Annotated in this window: 21 protein-coding genes; 7 read left to right on the forward strand and 14 right to left on the reverse strand. The window is 63.3% G+C overall.

Translation table 11 applies throughout. From position 1 onward, the window contains the following. Positions 1-8: 8 nt before the first annotated feature. The 4 genes from corA to ACLGL5_RS10525 all read left to right on the forward strand — a co-directional run bounded on the left by corA (position 9) and on the right by ACLGL5_RS10525 (position 5,238). Entirely contained in the window at positions 9-1,103 is a 1,095-nt protein-coding gene (corA, locus tag ACLGL5_RS10510) for a magnesium/cobalt transporter CorA (protein ID WP_064984625.1), read from the forward strand. 90 nt (positions 1,104-1,193) lie between these two features. Further along, a complete protein-coding gene (rpsO, locus tag ACLGL5_RS10515; protein WP_372951934.1) occupies positions 1,194-1,556 on the forward strand; it encodes a 30S ribosomal protein S15 in 363 nt (120 codons plus the stop codon). A 400-nt stretch (positions 1,557-1,956) separates the two neighbouring features. Next, positions 1,957-4,104: a polyribonucleotide nucleotidyltransferase gene (pnp, locus tag ACLGL5_RS10520; RefSeq protein WP_038652046.1), complete on the forward strand. Its 2,148-nt coding sequence runs from the start codon at positions 1,957-1,959 to the stop codon at positions 4,102-4,104. A gap of 123 nt (positions 4,105-4,227) precedes the next feature. Next, positions 4,228-5,238 carry a class I SAM-dependent methyltransferase gene (locus ACLGL5_RS10525; protein WP_069090939.1) on the forward strand — a complete coding sequence of 337 codons (1,011 nt, stop codon included), beginning with the start codon at positions 4,228-4,230 and terminating at the stop codon, positions 5,236-5,238. Positions 5,239-5,243: 5 nt separating this feature from the next. Here ACLGL5_RS10525 and ACLGL5_RS10530 read toward each other — a convergent pair whose 3' ends face one another. The 4 genes from ACLGL5_RS10530 to fabA form a co-directional block, all read right to left on the reverse strand. Further along, positions 5,244-6,788 carry a putative bifunctional diguanylate cyclase/phosphodiesterase gene (locus ACLGL5_RS10530; RefSeq protein ID WP_494372901.1) on the reverse strand — a complete coding sequence of 515 codons (1,545 nt, stop codon included), beginning with the start codon at positions 6,786-6,788 and terminating at the stop codon, positions 5,244-5,246. A gap of 163 nt (positions 6,789-6,951) precedes the next feature. Then, positions 6,952-7,755, reverse strand: a complete 804-nt coding sequence (fabI, locus tag ACLGL5_RS10535; RefSeq protein ID WP_019863081.1) for an enoyl-ACP reductase FabI — start codon at positions 7,753-7,755, stop codon at positions 6,952-6,954. Between the two features lie 31 nt (positions 7,756-7,786). Further along, positions 7,787-9,007 (reverse strand): beta-ketoacyl-ACP synthase I, encoded by a 1,221-nt coding sequence (gene fabB, locus ACLGL5_RS10540; RefSeq protein WP_010913331.1) that lies wholly within the window; start codon positions 9,005-9,007, stop codon positions 7,787-7,789. 49 nt (positions 9,008-9,056) lie between these two features. Then, positions 9,057-9,572 (reverse strand): 3-hydroxyacyl-[acyl-carrier-protein] dehydratase FabA, encoded by a 516-nt coding sequence (gene fabA / locus ACLGL5_RS10545; protein WP_010913332.1) that lies wholly within the window; start codon positions 9,570-9,572, stop codon positions 9,057-9,059. 242 nt (positions 9,573-9,814) lie between these two features. Here fabA and irrA point away from each other — a divergent pair, with 242 nt between their 5' ends. After that, positions 9,815-10,246 (forward strand): iron response transcriptional regulator IrrA, encoded by a 432-nt coding sequence (irrA, locus tag ACLGL5_RS10550; RefSeq protein WP_010913333.1) that lies wholly within the window; start codon positions 9,815-9,817, stop codon positions 10,244-10,246. Beyond that, entirely contained in the window at positions 10,243-10,692 is a 450-nt protein-coding gene (locus ACLGL5_RS10555) for a DUF4260 domain-containing protein (RefSeq protein ID WP_141700886.1), read from the forward strand. Before irrA ends, ACLGL5_RS10555 begins: the two co-directional genes overlap by 4 nt. On the opposite strand, the gene ACLGL5_RS10560 is transcribed toward ACLGL5_RS10555, so the two are convergent. Further along, entirely contained in the window at positions 10,682-11,242 is a 561-nt protein-coding gene (locus ACLGL5_RS10560) for an SH3 domain-containing protein (protein WP_038652052.1), read from the reverse strand. The two genes, ACLGL5_RS10555 and ACLGL5_RS10560, sit on opposite strands and share 11 nt — an antisense overlap. A gap of 148 nt (positions 11,243-11,390) precedes the next feature. Here ACLGL5_RS10560 and ACLGL5_RS10565 point away from each other — a divergent pair, with 148 nt between their 5' ends. Then, positions 11,391-12,392 (forward strand): 2-hydroxyacid dehydrogenase, encoded by a 1,002-nt coding sequence (locus ACLGL5_RS10565; RefSeq protein ID WP_019863085.1) that lies wholly within the window; start codon positions 11,391-11,393, stop codon positions 12,390-12,392. A 51-nt stretch (positions 12,393-12,443) separates the two neighbouring features. On the opposite strand, the gene ACLGL5_RS10570 is transcribed toward ACLGL5_RS10565, so the two are convergent. From ACLGL5_RS10570 to ACLGL5_RS10610, 9 genes are all read right to left on the reverse strand, one after another. After that, positions 12,444-12,920: a GNAT family N-acetyltransferase gene (locus tag ACLGL5_RS10570; RefSeq protein ID WP_038653806.1), complete on the reverse strand. Its 477-nt coding sequence runs from the start codon at positions 12,918-12,920 to the stop codon at positions 12,444-12,446. A gap of 14 nt (positions 12,921-12,934) precedes the next feature. Continuing rightward, a complete protein-coding gene (locus ACLGL5_RS10575) occupies positions 12,935-13,687 on the reverse strand; it encodes a molybdopterin-synthase adenylyltransferase MoeB (RefSeq protein WP_019863087.1) in 753 nt (250 codons plus the stop codon). A 31-nt stretch (positions 13,688-13,718) separates the two neighbouring features. Continuing rightward, positions 13,719-14,858: a DNA replication/repair protein RecF gene (gene recF / locus ACLGL5_RS10580; RefSeq protein ID WP_038652060.1), complete on the reverse strand. Its 1,140-nt coding sequence runs from the start codon at positions 14,856-14,858 to the stop codon at positions 13,719-13,721. A gap of 59 nt (positions 14,859-14,917) precedes the next feature. Further along, a complete protein-coding gene (gene dnaN / locus ACLGL5_RS10585; RefSeq protein WP_010913340.1) occupies positions 14,918-16,036 on the reverse strand; it encodes a DNA polymerase III subunit beta in 1,119 nt (372 codons plus the stop codon). Positions 16,037-16,340: 304 nt separating this feature from the next. Continuing rightward, positions 16,341-17,885, reverse strand: a complete 1,545-nt coding sequence (gene dnaA / locus ACLGL5_RS10590; RefSeq protein ID WP_494372902.1) for a chromosomal replication initiator protein DnaA — start codon at positions 17,883-17,885, stop codon at positions 16,341-16,343. 856 nt (positions 17,886-18,741) lie between these two features. Beyond that, positions 18,742-19,008, reverse strand: a complete 267-nt coding sequence (gene rpsT / locus ACLGL5_RS10595; protein ID WP_019863090.1) for a 30S ribosomal protein S20 — start codon at positions 19,006-19,008, stop codon at positions 18,742-18,744. A gap of 181 nt (positions 19,009-19,189) precedes the next feature. Further along, positions 19,190-19,963, reverse strand: a complete 774-nt coding sequence (locus tag ACLGL5_RS10600) for an enoyl-CoA hydratase (RefSeq protein ID WP_069090941.1) — start codon at positions 19,961-19,963, stop codon at positions 19,190-19,192. Between the two features lie 31 nt (positions 19,964-19,994). Further along, entirely contained in the window at positions 19,995-20,885 is an 891-nt protein-coding gene (mutM, locus tag ACLGL5_RS10605; RefSeq protein WP_019863092.1) for a bifunctional DNA-formamidopyrimidine glycosylase/DNA-(apurinic or apyrimidinic site) lyase, read from the reverse strand. Further along, on the reverse strand, positions 20,878-22,119 hold the full coding sequence (locus tag ACLGL5_RS10610) for a phosphopentomutase (protein ID WP_069090942.1): 1,242 nt from the start codon (positions 22,117-22,119) through the stop codon (positions 20,878-20,880). Before ACLGL5_RS10610 ends, mutM begins: the two co-directional genes overlap by 8 nt. Between the last annotated feature and the right edge of the window lie 248 nt (positions 22,120-22,367).

Below are 22,367 nucleotides of genomic sequence, written 5' to 3' on the forward strand. Positions count from 1 at the left end.
AGGGGCAGATGGCAAAGGCCGATGCGGTGAAGAAGCGGGCGCCGGTGAAGACGCGGCGGCCGCCCGTCGGCGCTTCGCCGGGCACGCTGATCGCCGATCCGGCGGCGCGACGCTCCGAATTGCGGCTGACCCTGATCTCGCCGCAGAAGTTCAAGACTATCGACAATGCCAGCATCGACGATGTCGAGGCCAATTGCCACAAATGGCCGGTGATCTGGCTCGACTGCACCGGCCTCGCCAACATCCCGCTGATCGAGGAGATCGGCCGCATCTTCAGCCTGCATCCGCTGGCGCTGGAGGATGTCGTCAACACCGGCCAGCGGCCCAAGGTCGACTTCTTCGAGGACCATGCCTTCGTCGTCGTGCGCATGATCGACGATGTCACAGCCCATCGCTACGAACAGATCGCCCTCTTCGTCGGCGAGAACTTCGTCGTCACTTTCCAAGAGCGTGAGGGCGATCCGTTCGACCCGGTGCGCAAGCGCATCGAGAGTTCGGCGCCCAACCGCTTGCGCACACGCGGCGCCGACTATCTGGCCTACGCGCTGATCGACGCCATCGTCGACAGCTATTTCCCGCCGATCGAGGCGGCCGGCGACCTGGTCGACGGCATCGAGGATGAGATGCTGCATTCCACGCACAAGCATCAGATGCGGCAGCTGCACGAATTGCGGCGCGACGCCAATGTGCTGAAGGGCGTGCTGTGGCCGATGCGCGATGCGCTGGCGACGCTGATCCGCAACGACGTGCCCTATGTCAGAGCCGAGACCAAGGTCTTCCTCAATGACACGCTCGACCACTCACTCAGGCTGATCGAACTGGTCGAGACCCAGCGCGACATGCTGACCGGGCTGATCGAGATGCACCTGTCGCTGAGCCAGGCGCGCACCAACGACGTCATCAGCTATCTCACCATCGTCTCGGTCATCTTTATGCCGCTCACCTTCCTGGTCGGCGTCTGGGGCATGAATTTCAGTCCCGATACCTCGCCATGGAACATGCCGGAGCTGCGGTCTTACTATGGTTATCCGGCGGCACTCGTCTTCATGCTGCTTGTCGCGGTCGGCTTGATTGCCTTCTTCAAATGGAAGAAATGGCTCTGACGGCGATAAAACTTGGCATTTGGGGCTGAAAAGCCGGCTTGGTGAATTGGGCTGGTGTTTTGCCGGGAATTGCACTATACGCGCCGCAGCATAGCGCCACGACGCTTTGCCTGCACCGGCCCCTGCTGGACGACATCCCGGCTGAGGGCGACCCGTTTCCTCAAACAGATAAGGAAAAACACGATGTCGATTACTGCCGAGCGCAAGAAGGAATTGATGGGTGAATTCGCGACCGCCAAGGGCGATACCGGTTCTCCGGAAGTCCAGGTGGCCATCCTTTCCGAGCGCATCAAGAACTTGACCGACCATTTCAAGGACCACAAGAAGGATAACCATTCCCGCCGTGGTCTGCTCGCTCTCGTGTCCCAGCGCCGCAGCCTGCTTGATTACCTCAAGCGCAAGGACGACGCGCGCTATCAGACACTGATCGAGAAGCTCGGTCTGCGCCGTTGACGAATTGACCGGCGGGCTCCCTCAAGGAGTCCGCCGGTCGCGCATTCGAGCACCGGGGCCAATCCGATCTCGAATGCAGGACTGGAGCGCCGCGCACCCCATCGGGATGCCGGACGGACGCTCCGAAAAGCTGAATTGCGCATGACGTGTTCCGTAAACCGGGGTCGTGCGCGGGCCGGTCGATCGATTGGCCATATCCGGCTTCGAGCGCGCAGAGGGCCACTCGGAGCCACCCATGGACGGTCATGGGGCAGGATTGCAGGACGCTCGTATGGCCACCGTGCCGACAGACCCGAGCCTCCCGTTGTCTTGCCCGTGGCTGCCCGAGAAAGGAAGCCAGGGGAAAGGGCACCCGCGCACGCTGAAACGGCGCGGCCCTTCCTCATACAAAGGACAAGACATGTTCAATCAGCACAAAGTGGAAATCGAATGGGGCGGTCGCCCGCTCATCCTCGAAACCGGCAAGATCGCCCGTCAGGCTGACGGCGCCGTGCTCGCCACCTACGGCGAGACCAAGGTTCTGGCCACCGTCGTTTCGATGAAGGAGCCCAAGCCCGGCCTCGATTTCTTTCCGCTGACCGTCAACTACCAGGAAAAGACCTATGCCGCCGGCAAGATCCCGGGCGGCTATTTCAAGCGGGAAGGCCGTCCGAGCGAAAAGGAAACGCTGGTTTCGCGCCTCATCGACCGCCCGATCCGTCCGCTCTTCGCCGACGGCTACAAGAACGACACGCAGATCGTCGTCACCGTCGTCCAGCACGACCTCGAAAATGATCCGGACATCCTGTCGATCGTCGCCACCTCGGCCGCCCTGACCCTGTCGGGCGTTCCCTTTATGGGCCCGGTCGGCGGCGCGCGCGTCGGCTACATCAACGGCGAATACGTCCTGAACCCGCACATCGACGAAATGCAGGAATCCAAGCTCGACCTCGTCGTCGCCGGCACCGCCGACGCCGTGCTGATGGTTGAGTCGGAAGCCAAGGAACTTGGCGAAGAGCTGATGCTCGGCGCTGTCATGTTCGGCCACAAAGGCTTCCAGCCGGTCATCGACGCCATCATCAAGCTGGCCGAAGTCGCCGCCAAGGAGCCGCGCGACTTCACCGCGCCGGACTATTCCGCGCTCGAAGGCGAGATGCTGAAGATCGTCGGCGACGAGCTCAGCAATGCCTACAAGATCACCGACAAGCAGCAGCGCTATGCCGCCGTCGACGCCGTCAAGGCGAAGGTCAAGGCAGCCTTTGCTCCGGCCGAAGGCGAAGAGGCCAAGTACACCTCCGAGCAGATCGGCTCGGTGTTCAAGGAACTGCAGGCCAAGGTCGTGCGCTGGAACATCCTCGACACCGGCTCGCGCATCGATGGCCGCGACCTGAAGACGGTCCGCAAGATCGTTTCGGAAGTCGGCGTCCTGCCGCGCACCCATGGTTCGGCATTGTTTACCCGCGGCGAGACCCAGGCGCTGGTCGTTGCCACGCTCGGTACCGGCGAAGACGAGCAGTATGTCGATTCGCTGACCGGCATGTACAAGGAGAAGTTCCTCCTTCATTACAACTTCCCTCCCTATTCCGTCGGTGAGACCGGCCGCATGGGTTCGCCGGGCCGCCGCGAAATCGGCCACGGCAAGCTCGCCTGGCGCGCCATCCGGCCGATGCTGCCGAGCGCTGACCAGTTCCCCTACACGCTGCGCGTCGTCTCGGAGATCACCGAGTCCAACGGCTCGTCCTCGATGGCCACCGTCTGCGGCACCTCGCTGGCGCTGATGGATGCCGGCGTGCCGCTGGCGAAGCCGGTTGCCGGCATCGCCATGGGCCTGATCAAGGAAGGCGAGCGCTTTGCCGTGCTCTCCGACATCCTGGGCGACGAGGATCACCTCGGCGACATGGACTTCAAGGTCGCCGGCACCGCCAACGGCATCACCTCGCTGCAGATGGACATCAAGATCGAGGGCATCACCGAGGAGATCATGAAGATCGCGCTGGATCAGGCCAAGGACGGCCGCCAGCATATCCTCGGCGAAATGGCGCATGCCCTGACCGGCGCCCGCCCCGAACTCGGCGAGTTCGCGCCGCGCATCGAGGTCATGCATATCCCGACCGACAAGATCCGCGACGTCATCGGTTCGGGCGGCAAGGTCATCCGCGAGATCGTCGAGAAGACCGGCGCTAAGATCAACATCGAGGACGACGGCACGGTGAAGATCGCTTCCTCGAACGCCAAGGAGATCGAGGCGGCGAAGAAGTGGATCCACACCATCGTCGCCGAGCCGGAAGTCGGCGAGATCTACGAAGGCACGGTCGTCAAGACCGCCGACTTCGGCGCCTTCGTCAACTTCTTCGGTCCGCGTGACGGCCTCGTCCACATCTCGCAGCTCGCCAATGAGCGGGTCGCCAAGACCTCGGACGTCGTCAAGGAAGGCGACAAGGTCTGGGTCAAGCTGATGGGCTTCGACGAACGCGGCAAGGTCCGCCTGTCCATGAAGGTCGTCGACCAGGCCACAGGCAAGGAAATCGTGCGCGACAAGAAGGCCGAAGGCGAAGAAGACGCCGCCTGAGTGCTCTGACAGAAAAATCGAAGCGGGCGCGGCTTATGTCGCGCCCGTTTTCGTTTGGAGCAGTTTCAGGAAAGTATGAGGCGCTTTCCCTTGGGAATTGCGTAAGACTCTGGGAGCACTTCTATGGTCGCTGAAGCGCTGAAGACGCTTTTCCATCCGTTCGAGGCCGAGGCTCTCTCCTTGCCGCGAAAGGGCGAACGCATCCTCTTCCTCGGCGCCGAGCCCGGCCTGCGCGTGCCGTCGGGTTTCGAGGCCACGCTGCATCTCGTGCAGGGCTTCCGGCCATATTTCCGTGCATTGCAGGCGGCCGGCTTTGCCGTCACGCCGCAAACCGAGGGGGACGGGTTTAATGCCGCGCTGGTGCTCGCGGGCCGTCACCGCGGCCAGAACGAACTGCGTGTCGCCGAGGCCCTCGAGCGCGTGGCGCCAGGCGGACTTGTCGTCGTCGCCGGCGGCAAGGACGACGGCATTGCCAGCCTGCGCAAGCGCGTCGACGAGCTCGTGCCGCTCGACGGCCATATGCCGAAATATCACGGCATCGCCTTCTGGCTGCGCCGCCCGGTGGATATGCAGGCCGCAGCCACGCTACGCGCCGCCAATCGCGCTTTGCTGATCGAGGAGCGGTTCCACACCGCACCCGGTATGTTCTCTTTCGATCGCGTCGATGCGGGTTCGAAACTGCTGGTCGACAATTTGCCCGGTGACCTGCGCGGCAATGCGGCCGATTTCTGCGCCGGCTGGGGGTATGTCGCGGCTGAGATGGCTGCCCGCTCGTCAGGCCTGTCGGGCCTCGATCTCTATGAGGCCGATTTCGATGCGCTGGAGGCGGCCAAGGGCAACCTCGCCAACACAGTGGCGCAGGGCTTCTTGTGGACGGATCTGCTCGCCGAGCCTGTCGAGCGCCGGTATGACGTCATCGCCATGAACCCGCCCTTCCACCGCAGCCGTGCGGCCGAGCCGGAGATCGGTGCCGGCATGATCCGCGCGGCGGCCAAGGCGTTGAAGCCCGGTGGCAGGCTGTTCATGGTCGCCAACCGCCAGCTTCCCTACGAGCCCGTGCTGTCGGCTGCCTTTGCCAGTCACGCGGAGCTTGCCCGCGATGGCATGTTCAAGGTGTTTTCCGCCCGGCGCTGACTTGCCTAGTGCAGGTTGGCGACGCGCCGGACCTCGTCGGTGGCGTGCTCGTCGCCAAGCCTGAACTTGAGTGGCGCCGGACGGCCGAACAGGTAACCCTGCACCACCTCGCAGCCGGCGGCCCGCAACAGCGTCGCCTGGCTCTCGGTCTCGACGCCTTCGGCGATGATGCTGACGCCGAGCGCGCGCGAAAGCCCGACGATGGTCGAGACGACAGCGCCGGAGCTGGAATCGGTATCGATGCGGCTGACGAAGGAACGGTCGATCTTTAGCTTGCCGAATGAGAAGTCGATGAGGTAGCTGAGGTTGGAATAGCCGGTGCCGAAATCGTCGACGGCAACCGAGATGCCCATTTCGGCAAGCTCTTTCAGGATGGCGGCCGCGCGGTCGCGGTCCTGCATCATCGCCGTCTCGGTGACTTCCAGCTCAAGCCGCGACGGCTTGATGCCGGTGGCCCGCATGGTGTCGCGCACGATGCCGACGAAGTCCTTGGTCATGAACTGAACCGGCGAGATGTTGACGGCGACGAAACAGTCGTCCGGCAGATGGCGGGCGTCGCTGCAGGCCTTGCGCAGAACCCATTCGCCGATCGGGTTGATCATCCCGGTTTCCTCGGCGATTTGGATGAACTCCATGGGCGGGATCATGCCACGTTCGGGATGGTTCCAGCGGATCAGCGCCTCGTAGCCGATGATGCGGCCGGTCGGCAGGTCGAGCTGCGGCTGATAGTGGAGGTCGAAGTCTCCGCGCTCGAAAGCGGTGTGCAGTTCGGATTCGACCCATTGACGATGATCGGCGACACGCCCCATCTCGCTGTCGAACACCGACCAGTTGCCGACCCCGCCAGCGCGCGCATTCTGCAGCGCCAGGTTGGAGCGGCGCAGGATAAGGACCGGATCGACGCCATCCTTGGGCATGGCCACGATACCCACTGACAGGCTCACCGACTGCTGATGGGTGCTCAGCTCATAGGGCTCCATCATTTCGTCGATGAGCCTTTCGACCATGCTTTCCATCGTTCCCTGGATCTGATGATCCGCAAGCAGCACCGCGAACTCGCCGGCGCCGATACGCCCGACCAGGGCGCGTGCGGGCACGCAGGCCTGCAGCCGCTTGGTGAAGGCGCGGATCAACTCGTCGCCCTGCGTATAGCCGATCGCGTCGTTGATCTGCTTGAACCGGTCGATGTCGATGTCGATCAGGAACACCGGTTCTCCGGTCCGGCTTGTCGCGCATGCCGCCTCGGCGATCTTGCCGACCATCGCCGGGCGCGCCAGCAGTCCGGTCAGCTTGTCGAAATGGGTTTCGTTGAAGACGAAATCGGCCAATTCATCGACGCCGGCGAAGAACGACATGGCCGCCACCGACGCCGCCAGCGCGCAGAGCGCAGCCATGATCGCGACCATCATGTCCATCGATATGCCGGCAAACCCGTCGCCGAGGCCGTGCTTCAAGCCCCAGATGCCGAGGACAAAACTGCCAATGCCCGAACTCGCTATCGTGAGCAGTCGGAACACCGGTGTTCGCTTCGGGTTGCTGACGGCAGTCATTCAAAGGTCCCCAGATTGCGGGACTCTATAGCGGAAATCTACTTAAAATGAGTTTCCGCGAATGTATCCAATTTTACTGGAGAAGATTATTTTCTTTACTGGAAAAGAGCCATTTTTCCAAAACGGTTGCCCATAGCTTGGCGCCTTGATTCTTAACGGCCAGTTAGCCATCCGTCTGCTTCAACTCGTCGAGCGTCGGCATCGAGACGATGTGATAGCCGGAATCGACATAGTGGATTTCGCCGGTGACGCCCGATGCGAGGTCGGACAGCAAATAAAGCGCGGAGCCGCCGACCTCATCTATGGTCACCGTGCGGCGCAACGGCGAGTTGCGCTGCTGGTAGGAGAACATGTGACGGGCGTCCGAAATGCCGGCGCCAGCGAGCGTGCGCACCGGGCCCGCCGAGATGCCGTTCACCCGGATGCCACGCGGACCGTAGTCGTTGGCAAGGTAGCGCACGCTGGCCTCGAGGCCGGCCTTGGCGACGCCCATGACATTGTAGTTCGGCATGACGCGGACCGAACCGGCATAGGTCAGCGTGATCATCGAGCCGCCTTCGGTCATCAGTGCCGCCGCGTTGCGGGCCACTTCGGTGAAGGAGTAGCAGGAAATCACCATGGTGCGGACGAAATTGTCCCGGCTGGTGTCGGCGTAGAGCCCCTTCAACTCATTCTTGTCGGAAAAGCCGATGGCGTGGACGACGAAGTCCAGTCCGCCCCATTCCTTGCCGAGCGTTTCGAACGTGGCGGCGACCGAAGCGCTGTCCTCGACATCGCAGGGAACGACCAGTGAGGCGCCGAGCTTGTCGGCGAGCGGCTTGACCCGGCGGCCGAAGGCCTCGCCCTGGTAGGTGAAGGCGAGCTCCGCCCCATGTTCGGACAATTTCTTGGCGATGCCCCAGGCGATCGAATGATCGTTGGCAACACCCATGACAAGCCCGCGCTTGCCCTTCATCAATCCGTCCATGGCAGGCAATCCCCTTAGAAAACCGCTGGCCTTATGCGGAATAGCGCTGGAAAACGAGCGTTGCGTTGGTGCCACCGAAACCGAAGGAATTTGACAGGACGGTGTCGATCTTGGCGTTGTCGATGCGCTTGCGCACGATCGGCATGCCCTCGAATTCGGGGTCGAGGGTTTCGATATGGGCGCTTTCGCCGATGAAGCCGCCTTGCATCATCAGGATCGAATAGATGGACTCCTGAACGCCGGCCGCGCCCAGCGAATGGCCGGTCAGCGACTTCGTCGAGGTGATGAACGGCATCTTTTCGCCGAAGACTTCGCGGATCGCGCCCATTTCCTTGGAATCTCCCACCGGCGTCGAGGTGCCGTGGGTGTTGATGTAGTCGACGGGCGTGGAGACCGTCGCCAGCGCCTGGCGCATGCAGCGGACCGCGCCTTCGCCAGAGGGTGCCACCATGTCGTAGCCGTCCGAGGTCGCGCCGTAGCCGACGATCTCGGCGTAGATCTTGGCGCCGCGCGCCTTGGCATGCTCAAGCTCCTCAAGCACCAGCACGCCGGCGCCGCCGGCGATGACGAAGCCGTCGCGATTGACGTCATAGGCGCGGGACGCGGCCGAGGCCCTGTCATTGAACTTGGACGACATGGCGCCCATGGCGTCGAACAGGTCCGACATCGTCCAGTCGAGATCCTCGTGGCCGCCGGCAAAGACCATGTCCTGCTTGCCCCATTGGATTAGCTCGTAGCCATTGCCGATGCAATGCGCCGAGGTCGAGCAGGCCGACGAGATCGAATAGTTGACGCCGTGGATTTTGAACCAGGTGGCCAGCGTTGCCGACGCGGTCGACGACATCGCCTTCGGCACCGCGAAGGGGCCGATGCGCTTGGGGCTGCCGTTCTTCAGCGTGGTTTCGGCCGCCTCGACGATGGTGCGGGTGGAGGGGCCGCCCGAGCCCATGACGATGCCGGTGCGCTCATTGGTGATGTCGCTTTCGCCGAGGCCCGCATCAGCGATCGCCTGGTCCATGGCGACGTGGTTCCAGGCAGCACCTTGGCTCAGGAAGCGCATCGCGCGGCGATCGATCATGGCCGAGGGGTCGAGTGTCGGTGCGCCCCAGACCTGGCAGCGGAAGCCGTGCTCGGCAAAGGAATCGGAAAAGCTGATGCCGGATCTGGCGTCATGCAGCGAGGTCTGCACCTCGTTGGCATTGTTGCCGATCGACGACACGATGCCGAGGCCTGTGACTACGACACGTCTCATTCGCAACTCCTTCCAGGGATGCTGGCCAGTGGGTCGGCCAAGGGTGCGGTCAAGCGACCGCCGACTGCTTGGACAGACCGACCTTCAGGTCCGTCGCCGCATATATGGGCTCGCCATCCGCCTTCATCCAGCCATCGGCGATGCCCAGCACCAACCGGCCGCGCATGACACGCTTGAAATCCACGCCATACTCGACCTTCTTGACCGATGGCGTGACCATGCCCTTGAACTTGACCTCACCGGTCGACAGCGCCATTCCCTTGCCGGGTTCGCCGAGCCAGCCAAGATAGAAGCCGGTCAACTGCCACAAGGCGTCCAGGCCGAGGCATCCTGGCATGATCGGATTGCCGATGAAATGGCAGGCGAAGAACCACAGGTCCGGTTTGATGTCGAACTCCGCACGGATGAAGCCCTTGTCGAAGGCACCGCCGGTCTCGCTGATCTCGGTGATACGATCGAACATCAGCATCGGCGGGTAGGGCAGCTGGGCATTGCCCTCTCCGAACAGCTCGCCGCGGGCGCAGGCCAGCAATTCTTCGTAGTCGTAGCTGGATTTACCCGCCATCAATCTCGTCCCCATATCGTCCGGGCGGTAGCGCGCCCTTGTCGTTGGTGTCCTAACACAATCTGTTTCAGGCCGGAAACCGGCGTTTGCGCTTAACCCGCCAGTCTGCTCGGGTCAATGCGCGCTATTGATCGCATTCGGACGACAGAATATATGTCAACAGGGGTCCGGTTTCGGCAGACATTCATTTTTTTGCCATTCTGGGCGTGTCTTGAAGCGGGACTGTTGGCTTGGAAGACCAGATGGACCGGGGCTGCCGGAAGGAAAATGTCGCTGTGGACAAGCGGGTACGTGAAGCCGGCCTGAGGCCGACGCGGCAGCGCATTGCGCTGGCCGACCTGCTTTTCGCCAAGGGCGATCGCCATCTCTCGGCCGAGGAACTGCACGAGGAGGCGCTGGCCGCCGGCGTGCCGGTGTCGCTGGCCACGGTCTACAACGCGCTCCACCAGTTCACCCAGGCGGGTCTGCTGCGCATCCTCGCCGTCGAGGGCGCCAAGACCTATTTCGACACCAACACCTCCGACCACCATCATTTCTACATCGAAGGCGAAAACCGGATTTTCGACATCGCCAATGGTCCGGTGACGGTCACCAACCTGCCGGATCCGCCCGAGGGCATGGAAATCGCCAATGTCGACATCGTGGTGAGGCTGCGCCCCAAGCGCCAGGAATGACCGGTGAGGCCAGAACGATCGGCCCGGCCGGGAATGATCTGTCCGGCCAGAATAATCTGTCCGGGATGAGACCCCTCGAGCTGATAATCCGGCTCGAATGGGCTGTCGTGGCGGCCGTTGCGATCGTCTTCTACGCTTGGTCAGGCGTTTCCTGGTGGCTCTTCGGATTGCTCATCCTGGCGCCGGACCTGTCAATGTTCGGCTATCTCGGCGGGCCGCGCATCGGCGCCATCGCCTACAACGCCTTGCACATCCTCATCGTACCGGTGCTGCTGCTGCTCGTCGGGTCCCTGTCCGGTCATGCGGTCGCGAGCGCGGTCGCACTGATCTGGATCGCCCACATCGCCATCGACCGTGCACTGGGCTACGGCCTGAAACTGTCAACCGGTTTTCAGGACACCCACCTTGGCCCCATCGGGCGCAAGCGGGACGGCCTCAGTCCTTGACCCGCTCGCCGGGATAGGCGCCCCAGACCGCCGCCTGGGCGAGCCAGCCGGTGTGGCCGTCGAGCGTCATTTCGCACCACTGGCCGTCGCAGGACTTAATCGTGCCCATGACGCCCGGCTCGACGATCGCCACCACACGGGCATCCTTGTCGGGGCTTTTCATAAGGTTGATCTGGGCGCCCTTGCCGCGCTGCCAGGGCGCGATGATCGCCGTGCGCCGGCCTGACAGCAGCGACTGATTGATCCAGCCCTCCGAGCCATCCGCATCGCGCACGCGGCGCCACGTGTCGAATTCCTGGACGACCTCCATCGGCAGGCCGGCCTTCATATACATCCAGTCGACCGAGTAGTTGGCGCCGGGGCCGACGCGCGAATTGACGCGGCCGGACTTCAGGCTGACGAATCGCGGCAGCGGCAGGCCGCTCGGCCCGAGCGTGACGGCGCTCTGGGCGGGCGCGGCCGCGCTCTGCCCCGCGGCAAGTGGGGGATAGAGGAGAGCGCCGAGAAATGCTGCGCTGAGGGCCAGGCGAAGCGACGCGAAACCAGACACTTTCGTTCCTTTCGGCGCCGGCCTGGTGGCCTTGGCGCCCCTTTTTCTTTGTCTTCGGCGGCACCGCTTGTTACATGGGTAAATCGGCTACCGCGACCGGCTTTCAGTTTCGCCGGTCTTGGTTAAAGAGGTCTCAACGAGGGAAACAATGGTAGGCAAAAAGAAGCCTCTCGTGGTCATCACGCGAAAGCTGCCCGACCCGGTCGAGACCCGCATGCGCGAGCTGTTCGACGCCAGGCTGAATGTCGAGGACAGGCCGATGACGCAGCCGGAGCTGGTCGCCGCGGTCAAGGAAGCCGACGTGCTGGTGCCGACGGTGACCGACCAGATTGACGCGGCGCTGATCGCCCAGGCCGGCGACAACCTCAAGCTGATCGCCAATTTCGGCAACGGCGTCGACAAGATCGACGTGGCTGCGGCCGCCAAGAGGGGCATCACCGTCACCAACACGCCCAATGTGCTGACCGAAGATACCGCCGACATGACCATGGCGCTGATGCTGGCGGTGCCGCGCCGGCTCGCGGAGGGCGCCAATGTGCTCACCGGCGACAAGAAATGGGCCGGCTGGTCGCCGACCTGGATGCTTGGCCGGCGCATCTGGGGCAAGCGGCTGGGCATTGTCGGCATGGGCCGCATCGGCACGGCCGTCGCGCGCCGGGCCAAGGCTTTCGGCCTTTCCATCCACTATCACAACCGCCATCGCGTCTTGCCGGCGGTCGAGGACGGGCTGGAGGCGACCTATTGGGAGAGCCTCGACCAGATGCTGGCCCGCATGGACATCATCTCCGTCAATTGTCCGTCGACGCCCGCGACCTTCCATCTTTTGTCGGCACGGCGCCTGGCGCTGCTGCAGCCCACGGCCTATGTCGTCAACACCGCGCGTGGCGACATCATCGACGAGGAAGCGCTGGTCAAGCTGATTCAGGACGGCAAGATCGCCGGCGCCGGCCTCGACGTCTACGAGCATGAGCCGGCGCTCAATGCCAAGCTGCTCAAGCTCGCCGCCCGGCACAAGGTCGTGCTTTTGCCGCATATGGGTTCGGCGACGCTCGAGGGCCGCATCGACATGGGCGAGAAGGTCATCATCAACATCCGCGCCTTCGTTGACGGTCACCGCCCGCCGGACCGTGTGCTGCCGCTCAGAACCTGACGGTATCGCGGCGGCGCGCTCCTGGTTCGTTCTTCAAATGCAAGCCAAGGCTTACGAAAGAGCCTTGCGCATGGTGATAGAGGTCGGCCTGGCGTAGCCCTCATGCGCCGTCCGCCCGGTCTCGTGAAAGCCGAGGCGGGCAAAGGCGGCGTGATTGGCGGTGAGTTCGATACGCGTCTGCAACTCCAGCGCCGCCTTGCCGCGGTCGAGCGCGAGACGTTCGACCGCCTGCATCAGCCGCCGGCCAATGCCTCGCCTCTGGCAGTCCGGGGCGACGGCGAGCTTGCCGACATAAAGATCGTCAGCCCTTTCCTGGGCAAAGACGCAGCCGACGATCCTGTCGTCATCGAGAGCCACGAAACCGGTCTCGCGCAAGGCCTTGTCGCGCAGTGTATCGACGGTGAGCAGGTGAGCCGAGGACGGCGGGTCGATGACGCCGTCCATGAAGGCGAAGGCATGCATGATCAAGGCAAGCACCTCGTCCCAGCGGCCGAAATCGGCCGGAATGCGGTCGATTGTCAGGGGCATGGTCCGCTCCAAGATCAGCGTCTGCCGTAGCGGATCGTCTCAAAGCGCGCGGCGAGCGCATCGTAGAGCAGCAGCCGGCCGACCAGCGGCTCGCCAATGCCGGTGATCAGCTTGATGGCCTCCATCGCCTGCAGCGTGCCGACGACGCCGGTCAGCGCACCAAGCACCCCGGCCTCGGCGCAGGAGGGCACCAGGCCTGGCGGTGGCGCTTCGGGAAAGAGATCGCGATAGCCCGGGTTAGGCTTGCCATCCTTGCCGACCCCGAAAGGCTTCAGCACCGTCACCGAGCCGTCGAAGCGGCCAACGGCGGCATGCACCAGGGGTTTACGCGCGCTCGCACAGGCGTCGGCCACCGTATAACGGGTCTCGAAATTGTCGGAACCGTCGACCACTATGTCATATCGGGCAACGAGGGCAGGGGCGTTGTCCGCGCTCAGCCTGAACGTGTGCGTCTCGACCGCGGTGTTGGGATTGATGCGGGCGATTGCCGCCCTGGCGCTGTCGGTTTTCAGCTTGCCGACCGTATCGGTGTCGTGGATGACCTGACGCTGCAAATTGGAGAGCGACACGGTGTCGTCGTCGACAATGCCGAGCGTGCCGACGCCGGCCGCCGCAAGGTATTCGAGCACCGGCGCGCCCAGCCCGCCGGCGCCTATCACCAATACGCGCGCCTGCTTGAGCTTCTGTTGGCCCGCACCGCCGACCTCCGGCAGCACGATGTGGCGGGCATAGCGTTCGATCTCGTCGGCGGTGAGCGTGGTGGTCATGTCAGGACAATACAGCGGCCGAAAAACCTTGTCAGGCGTCTTCGGTTGGCCCAACCGTGCCATGGTCGACCGTCAGGAACTGTGCGCGCCCCTTGAGGCTGGAAAACAGCGCGGCATCGGTTCCCGTCATGAAGGCCTGGCAGTTCAACTCCTCGAGGATCGAGAACAGTGCCGCCCGCCGCCCGCCGTCGAGGTGTGCTGCGATCTCATCCAGCAGCAGAATCGGCGTCATGCCGGACATCTCGCCGGTTAGCCGTGCGTGCGAGAGCACGATGCCGACCAGCAAGGCCTTCTGCTCGCCGGTCGAACAGAGCTCGGCCGGCATCGCCTTGGGCCGGTGCCGCACCAGAAGATCGGAACGGTGCGGGCCTTCCAGCGTTCGTCCCGCGGCACGATCGCGATCACGTCCGCCGGCGAGCGCCCGGCGGAACCGCTCCTCGACATCGACCGCCGGCGCGCTGGAAACCTCGGCTTCCAGATCGCCTGAAAGGCTGATGTCGGCCTGAGGGAAAGGCCCTGTGTCGGGCAGCCTGTCGATCATGGCGGCGAGCAAGCGCACCAGTTCGGCGCGCGCCGCCGCAATAGCGACGCCCGTTTCGGCCATCTGCGTCTCGATCGCCTCGAACCAGCGATCATCCCGAGATCCGTCCGTAAGTAGGCGATTACGGCTCCGCATCGCCTTTTCGTAGTCGAGCGCACGCTGGCCGTGGCCGGGATCGATCGCCAGCACCAGCCGGTCGAGAAAGCGCCGGCGATCCGCGGCCGGGCCGGTGAACAGCGCATCCATGGCCGGCGTCAGCCACACCACGCGCAGCCATTCCAGCATGTCTTCGGCCGATCGGGCGGTCGCGCCGTTGATGCGAACCCGCCTGCCACCCTCGCCTTCGCCAACCGAAATGCCCGTGCCGATCTCGACCTGGCCGTCGGGCCCGTCGAGCCGGGCATGCAGCGCAAAGCCGCCGTCGCCGCCTTCGCGCGCGACATCGGCGTAAGGGGCACGGCGCAGGCCACGCCCGGGCGTCAGAAAGGAAATCGCTTCGAGCAGGTTGGTTTTGCCGGCACCATTGTCGCCGGAAAACACGACGGCGCCCGGGGCGAGATCGATCGCCAGCGCCGCATAGTTGCGGAAATTAGTAAGTGTAAGCTTACTTATATGCGTCTGTGCCGGCAACCGCTATCCGCCTATAGAAGTGCCGCAACCATTGCTGAGTCGGATCGATGACCCGCAGGCTACACCCGCATCGGCATCAGCACGTAAAGCGCGGTCTCGTCGGCCATGTCGTGGATCAGGGTCGGCGAACCGGCATCGGCCAGCATGAATTTGGCTTCCGTGCCGGTCAACTGCGCGGCGACATCGAGCAGATATTTGGCGTTGAAGCCGATCTCGATCGGGTCGGACGAGTAATCGGCCGCCAGTTCCTCGGTGGCGCTGCCGGAATCCGGGTTGTTGACCGCAAGCGTCACCTGGCCTTCGCTGATCGAAAGCTTCACCGCGCGGCCGCGTTCGGAGGAAATGGTCGAGACGCGATCGACCGCGGCGGCAAAGCTCTGGCGGTCGAGGATCAGCTTCTTGTCGTTGCCCGTCGGAATGACCCGCTGATAATCGGGGAAGGTGCCGTCGATCAGCTTCGAGGTCAGGACCACGCTGCCGATGGTGAAGCGGATCTTGGTATCGGACAGTTCGGTGGTCACGGCGACATCCGGATCGTCGACCAGTTTCTGCAGCTCGCTCACCGTCTTGCGCGGAATGATGATGCCCGGCATGCCTTCGGAACCCGCCGGCGCATCGATTTCGGCGCGCGCCAGGCGGTGGCCGTCGGTCGCCACCGAGCGCAGCTTCAGCTTGCCGCCGACTTCATGCGTGTGCAGGTAGATGCCGTTGAGATAATAGCGCGTCTCCTCGGTGGAAATGGCGAACTGCGTCTTCTCGATCAGCCCCTTGAGGGCAACCGAGTCGAGCCGGAAGATATGCGAGAAGGATCCGGCCGAAAGTTCGGGGAAATCGGATTGCGGCAGGCACTGCAGGCGGAAGCTCGAGCGGCCTGACGTCACCGTCATGGCGTTGCCGTCCTCGTCCGTCTTCAGCATCACCTCGGCGCCGTCCGAGAGCTTGCGCACGATGTCGTAGAGCAGATGCGCGGGAACCGTCGTCGCCCCGCCACGCTCCACCTTGGCTGGGGTTGCTTCCGTCACCTCCAGGTCGAGGTCGGTGGCCTTCATTTCCAGGCTGGCGCCTTCGGCGCTGAGCAGCACATTGGACAGGATCGGTATCGTGTTGCGCCGTTCGACCACACGGTGGACGTGGTTGAGCGACTTCAGGAGATTTGACCGTTCCAGGATAACACGCATGACGAAACAGGCTCGCTTGAAAGGATGAGCGGGTCTCCGGCTGGCGGCGCCCCGCGAAAGGTCTGAACAGGCTCAGAATCTGCGTAAACTGACAGGAAAAAGCCAGCAAACGCAAGCCCGCGACACCGGTTCGGGCCGGCTGCGCGGGCTTTCTGGGGATAAACGCCGCGAAGACCGTCAGTCGGTGTGCTGAATCCGGAATCCGGATCGTCGCCAGCCGATGCCGCGAGCCCATTCCGGGCTCACCGCCGGGCAGGTAAGCTGTTGAATTCCAGCGCAGTTCCGGCTTGCCTGTCCTGAACGGTCAGGCCTGGTCGTTGATCAGCCGTCGCAGCAGCTCGAGTTCCTGTGCCAGCGTGTTGTCGTTGCCGGAAAGGTCCTCGATCTTGCGCACGGCGTGCAGCACCGTGGTGTGGTCGCGGCCGCCGAAGCGCCGTCCGATCTCGGGCAGGGAACGCGGTGTCATCACCTTCGACAGGTACATCGCGACCTGCCGCGGCTTGACGATGGTGCGCGTGCGCCTATTGGACAGCAATTCGGTCTTCGACACATTGTAGTGGCGCGCCACGATGCGCTGGATATCCTCGATGCGAACCCGCTTCGGCTCGCCGGTGCGATAGATGTGGCCGAGGATCTCATCGATGCGGTCGATGGTGATCTGCGGCTCGAACGACTGCCGGAACAGCAGTTGATTGAACGCGCCCTCCAGTTCGCGTCCGCTGCCGGTCACGGTGCGGGCGACGTGATTGAGGATCTCTTCGGAAATGTCGAGCGATGAGTCGTCGATCCTGGCCGTGGCCAGGCGCAGTTTAAGCATGCCGAGGCGCATGGCGAAATCGGGCGCCGACATTTCAAGCGCGACGCCGCCATTCAGGCGCGAGCGGACGCGCGGCTCCAGCGATTCCAGCTCCGACGGCGGCCGGTCGGCAGCGACAACGACCTGCTTGGCGCTGTCGAGCAGCATGTTGATCAAATGGCAGAATTCATGCTGGATCGACTTGCCCTGCAGGAACTGCATGTCGTCGATGATCAGGAGGTCGATGTCGCGCAGCTGCTCCTTGAGCGTCAGCGCGTTGTTGTCGCGGATCGCCGTGGCGAAACGCCACATGAAATATTCCGCGGTGAGATAGACGACGCGGGACTTCGGGTTCTGCTTCAGCAATTCCGCCGCGATGGCCTGCAGCAGGTGGGTCTTGCCGAGCCCGACGGTCGCATGCAGGAAAAGCGGATTGAAGCGCACGGCGCTCGACTGCGATTCCGCCACGGCCTTGGCGGCGGCGAAGGCCACCCGGTTCGACGGCCCCTCGATGAAGGAGCCGAACGTGTAGCGCGGATCAAGCGGCGACCCCAGCACATTGTGGCGGAACTCGCTCTCGACCGCCGCACCCGGGCGCGGCACGGGGGGGCGTTCCACCCTGCCGGGGCTTACGGTGCCGGCGGCCAGCGCCGTCTGCGTCTGTCGTGTCATCTTGCGCGCCGGCGCCAATTCCGGTTCGACATGGCTGCGCCCCTGACGGGTGGCCGTGCGCACCACGATCTCGATCTTGAGGAGATCGGCATCCTCCTGCTTCCACAGGTCGGAGATCAGGTCGAGATAATGGCCATTGATCCACGAGCGCAGGAACGCGGTGGGGACCGAGATGCGGACAATGCCCTTGGACGCTTCCGCGACCTTCATGCGGCCGAACCAGCTCGAATAGACTTCAGCTCCCAGACGCGCCTTCAACTGGGCCTTGACCCGGTCGAACTTCTGTTCCGCGTCGCTGGAGACCGCCATCTCGTTTGCTCCGATCAAAGTTCCAGGAAATGGGAGGTCGCCCGTAAGCTCCCTTTCGATGCCGCTCTGCATGATCGAGTTCCTTGTCTTTCTAGTACCTGTTTTTTCGCCGGGGATGCGCCTCCTGCATCCTTGTTTCCAGCGACTGTGTCTTCGCTACGATGCCCGTTGCCGCCGCCGGCAATGAACGTCGCCCAGTATCGAAGGGAACCGGTGCCGGCCCATGGAAGCCAGTCCGCGTTGGGTATGTCCGGGCAATACAACATCGTCCGGCGAAAAACGCCGGCGCGCTGTCAACCTGCCATGTCTCGTTACGCCAGTCCCCTACCGTATCGAAAAGAGCAAACCAAAGCCGTCCGCGGACTTGATCCGCGTCGCAAATCCCGCCAATTTAAGCTGGCCGCGTCAGGCTGGGTTAAGGACCAGAGGCCCGTCCCCTTCGATGGATGGACATTACCGAAATCGCTGTGGATAGGGCAAGGCCACGTCTAACGGATTTTTAAGGAATCTGGTTACCTCCGGCGCCTTCGGGCGCCATACCGCAGCTGCGTATTTTGACAAAGCCATTGTGATTCAAACCCTTTTCCGGCGAATATGAAAAAGCCGGGGCGATACGAAATATTCTGAAATAATTCGCTTGACAGGCAGTTGTCCTCCCGTCCCTTTGGGGCGCTGTGGACAGGCTGTGGATGACCGTGGGTAACTATCTGAAAAATATTGCTTATTTATGATAGTCTAGGATTTCCTGGGCGACACTTTTTAAGCATATCAACCATCAGCGGGCATGTATGTGCCGGCAAAGCATTTGGAAGCTTGGAATCCGCCTTGGGCGCCGTTTCCGAGCGTACTTTTTAAGTACTTGCCGGCAAACGAAAAAAACCCGGCACAATCGGCCGGGTTTTAGACAAGCTAGTCTGTATAGGCGATGTTAGGCCGACAGCACCTTGAGTCGTGCAGCCAGACGCGAGACCTTGCGGGACGCTGTGTTCTTGTGGATGACGCCTTTGGTTGCGGCACGCATCAATTCCGGCTCGGCGGCCTTGAAGGCGGCCTGCGCGGCAGTCTTGTCACCGGAGGCGAGCGCCTCCTCGACCTGGCGGACATAGGTGCGCACGCGCGAGCGGCGGTTCTTGTTGATCGCTGCGCGGCGGGCGATCTTGCGCGTTGCCTTTTTGGCCGAGGATGTGTTGGCCATGATGCCTCTCTTCTGATCTGGTCGGCGCACGCGGTATGCCGCAGGGCGCAAAAAACAAACGGGCAGCCACAGGGCCGCCTCGGTTGGTGCGGCTTATAGTTCAGCTTTTCCGGCGCGTCAACGCTGCCTGGCGTTCTTTTTGGCCGACGCCACAGGGTTTCGATCGCGGGCGGGCAAGGCTCTACCGATTGGCGAAATTCGGCTTCCGCTTTTCGGCGAAGGCCGCCATGCCTTCCTTCTGGTCTTCGAGCGCGAAAAGCGAGTGGAACAGACGACGTTCGAACCGCAATCCCTCGGCCAGCGTCGTCTCATAGGAACGGTTGACGGCTTCCTTCGCCATCATCACCGACGGAAGCGAGAAGTCGGCGATCTTGGCCGCCGCCTTGACCGCCTCCTCGACAAGCTCGGCGGCGGGCACGACCCGCGACACCAGGCCTGAGCGCTCGGCTTCCGCCGCATCCATCATCCGTCCGGTCAGGCACATGTCCATCGCCTTCGACTTGCCGACAAACCGGGTCAGGCGTTGCGACCCGCCCATGCCGGGAATGACGCCGAGGGTGATTTCGGGCTGGCCGAATTTGGCCGTGTCGGCGGCAATGATGAAGTCGCACATCATTGCCAACTCGCATCCGCCGCCGAGCGCGTAGCCGGCCACCGCGGCGATAACGGGTTTCCGCACCCGCGTCAGCTCTTCCCAGCCGACGAACAGGTCCTGCAGATACGCATCTGCAAAGGAGATTGCCTGCATTTCCTTGATGTCGGCGCCGGCGGCAAAGGCCTTGTCGGAACCTGTAATGACCACGGCGCCGATGCCGGCGTCGGCATCGAAGTCTTTCACGGCTGCGACCAGTTCGGCGAGAAGCTGAAGGTTCAGCGCATTGAGCGCCTTTGGCCGGTTCAGAGTGACCAGTCCGACCTTGCCGCGCGTCTCGGTGATGATCGTTTCATAGGCCATGGCTGCTTCTCCTCGCTCGACCCCGGTCTAACTAGCTCTGACACGTCCGGCAATAGAAGGTCGAGCGTCCGCTCTGCACGACACGCTCGATATGGCCGCCGCAGCCGGGCTTCGGGCAGGGCTCGCCCTCACGGTCGTAGACGGCGAAGGAATGCTGGAAATAGCCCAGCGATCCATCGGTGTGCATGTAGTCGCGCAGCGAAGACCCGCCGGCGGCGATGGCGTCCGATATGACAGAGCGGATCGCCTCGGCCAGGCGTTCGCTTTGTTGTCTGGCCTTCTTGCCCGGCTTGGCGATGGTGCCGGCCTCGCGCAAGGGCGACAGGCCGGCGCGCCAAAGCGCCTCCGAGACATAAATATTGCCAAGTCCCGCGATCAGCTTCTGGTCAAGAAGTGCTGCCTTCAGCGGCGATCCGCGACCTTGCAGCAACGAGGCGAGCAGCGCGCCGTCCAGCGTATTGCCCGTTGGCTCGACGCCCAGTCCGGCCAGCATTGGGTGAGTCTCCGGCGATCCTTCCGCAAACAGCATGAAACCGAAGCGGCGCGGGTCGTTGAAGATCACGCGTGACCGGGCGCCGTCGGCACCGACCACATCGAACACGACATGGTCGTGTGCCGTGCTTTTCGAGCGCTCGTGGTGGAACACGCCGGGTGTCTCGCCGTCGTCGCCGGTCTCGATGCGAAAGGAGCCCGACATGCCGAGATGGCAGATCAGCACCGGGCCGTCCTGCACATGCATGGTCAGATATTTGGCCCGGCGGCCGAGTGCAGTGATGGTCCTGCCGGTCAGCCTTTCCGAAAACCGTTCGGGAAAGGGAAACCGCAGGTCTGGCCGACGCGCCTCGACCCTGGTCAGACGGGCACCTTCCAGGACCGGCTGCAGGCCACGCCGGACCGTTTCGACTTCGGGCAATTCAGGCATGGCCGCCAATCATCGCATGGAAAGAAGTGCCGTGGCGGCCAGGCGCCAGCCCGAGGTGTTCGGCGACGGTTTCGCCGATATCGGCGAAGGTCGTTCTCAGTCCGATGTCGCCACCTGCCAGACCCGGTCCCATGCCGATCACCGGGATGCGTTCACGCGTGTGATCGGTCCCTCGCCACGTCGGATCATTGCCGTGGTCGGCCGTCAGGATGAGCAGGTCGCCCTGCCGCAGTTTGGCGAATGCTTCCGGCAGCCGTCGGTCGAAGGCCTCGAGCGCGGCGGCATAGCCGGCGACGTCGCGGCGATGGCCGAATTCGGTGTCGAAATCGACGAAATTGGCGAAAACGAGATCGCCGTCGCCGGCATCGTCCATCGCACCGAGCGCCTTATCGAACATGGCCATGTTGCCGGCGGCCTTGCGCACTTCCGAAATCCCGCGATGGGCGAAGATGTCGCCGATCTTGCCGACGGCGATGACGCGGCTTCCCCGCGCCGTCAGCCGGTCAAGCAAGGTCGGCTCCGGCGGTGGCACGGCATAGTCATGGCGGTTGTAGGTCCGCTGGAAGGTGGCGGCGGTCTCGCCGACGAACGGCCGTGCGATCACGCGCCCGATTCTGAGCGGATCAACCAGCCGGCGCACCACCTGACAGAATTCATAAAGCCGATCCAACCCGAAATGAACTTCATGCGCGGCGACTTGCAGGACCGAGTCGACGGAGGTGTAGCAGATCGGCTTGCCGGTACGGATGTGTTCCTCGCCGAACCGTTCGATGATCTCGGTGCCCGGCGCATGGCAGTTGCCGAGAATGCCTGGCACCTCGCCCTCGCGGATCATCGCCGCGGTCAGATCTGCCGGAAAGGCGGGAACCGTATCCGGGAAGTAACCCCAGTCGAAACGCACCGGCAGCCCGGCGATCTCCCAGTGGCCGGAGGGCGTGTCCTTGCCGCTCGAAACTTCCTGTGCCGCGCCATGGAAGGCGTTGGCGACCAGATCCGTCCCGAAATGGGCAAAACCCAACCCTGTCGCCGTCTCCGCTGCCTTGCCAAGCCCGAGCGACGCCATATGCGGGACGAACAGCGGCCCTTGCCGAAGCCGCTCGCGATCCGCGCGCCCTTCGGCGCAAGCTTCGGCGATATGCGCAAGCGTGTTGGCGCCGGCGTCGCCATAGCGTTCGGCGTCGGCCGCACCGCCGATGCCGAAAGAGTCCAGGACGAAGAGGAAAGCGCGCGCCATCGGGTCATTGTTGCCAGTTTGGACGCCCAGACATAGGGTTCCAAGGCGGCATTGGCAATTCGGAAACCAAACGGCAACGGCTTGGCGCGATAGTCCTGTCCATGTCGCCCGAAAGTGCGCAGCGGTTTTGGGTCAACGACATGGACAAACCAAGAGAGCATGTCGCCCATAAGTGCGCGCAGGTTTGGGGCAACGACGGCAGGCCCAATCCGACATGTAAAGCGTCACGACGCACGGGCTTGGGCATG

The organism is Mesorhizobium sp. U510, assembly GCF_059180695.1.

Bases quoted from the DNA above. Each gene is read 5' to 3' on its own strand.
- mutM (WP_019863092.1), bottom strand. From the start codon at position 20,885: ATGCCTGAATTGCCCGAAGTCGAAACGGTCCGGCGTGGCCTGCAGCCG.
- ACLGL5_RS10530 (WP_494372901.1), bottom strand. From the start codon at position 6,788: ATGACTGCCGTCAGCAACCCGAAGCGAACACCGGTGTTCCGACTGCTC.
- dnaA (WP_494372902.1), bottom strand. From the start codon at position 17,885: ATGCAGAGCGGCATCGAAAGGGAGCTTACGGGCGACCTCCCATTTCCT.
- ACLGL5_RS10575 (WP_019863087.1), bottom strand. From the start codon at position 13,687: ATGACCACCACGCTCACCGCCGACGAGATCGAACGCTATGCCCGCCAC.
- irrA (WP_010913333.1), top strand. From the start codon at position 9,815: ATGGACCGGGGCTGCCGGAAGGAAAATGTCGCTGTGGACAAGCGGGTA.
- ACLGL5_RS10525 (WP_069090939.1), top strand. From the start codon at position 4,228: ATGGTCGCTGAAGCGCTGAAGACGCTTTTCCATCCGTTCGAGGCCGAG.
- fabB (WP_010913331.1), bottom strand. From the start codon at position 9,007: ATGAGACGTGTCGTAGTCACAGGCCTCGGCATCGTGTCGTCGATCGGC.
- dnaN (WP_010913340.1), bottom strand. From the start codon at position 16,036: ATGCGTGTTATCCTGGAACGGTCAAATCTCCTGAAGTCGCTCAACCAC.
- pnp (WP_038652046.1), top strand. From the start codon at position 1,957: ATGTTCAATCAGCACAAAGTGGAAATCGAATGGGGCGGTCGCCCGCTC.
- ACLGL5_RS10555 (WP_141700886.1), top strand. From the start codon at position 10,243: ATGACCGGTGAGGCCAGAACGATCGGCCCGGCCGGGAATGATCTGTCC.
- rpsT (WP_019863090.1), bottom strand. From the start codon at position 19,008: ATGGCCAACACATCCTCGGCCAAAAAGGCAACGCGCAAGATCGCCCGC.
- corA (WP_064984625.1), top strand. From the start codon at position 9: ATGGCAAAGGCCGATGCGGTGAAGAAGCGGGCGCCGGTGAAGACGCGG.
- fabI (WP_019863081.1), bottom strand. From the start codon at position 7,755: ATGGACGGATTGATGAAGGGCAAGCGCGGGCTTGTCATGGGTGTTGCC.
- ACLGL5_RS10565 (WP_019863085.1), top strand. From the start codon at position 11,391: ATGGTAGGCAAAAAGAAGCCTCTCGTGGTCATCACGCGAAAGCTGCCC.
- ACLGL5_RS10570 (WP_038653806.1), bottom strand. From the start codon at position 12,920: ATGCCCCTGACAATCGACCGCATTCCGGCCGATTTCGGCCGCTGGGAC.
- ACLGL5_RS10610 (WP_069090942.1), bottom strand. From the start codon at position 22,119: ATGGCGCGCGCTTTCCTCTTCGTCCTGGACTCTTTCGGCATCGGCGGT.
- ACLGL5_RS10600 (WP_069090941.1), bottom strand. From the start codon at position 19,963: ATGGCCTATGAAACGATCATCACCGAGACGCGCGGCAAGGTCGGACTG.
- fabA (WP_010913332.1), bottom strand. From the start codon at position 9,572: ATGGCGGGTAAATCCAGCTACGACTACGAAGAATTGCTGGCCTGCGCC.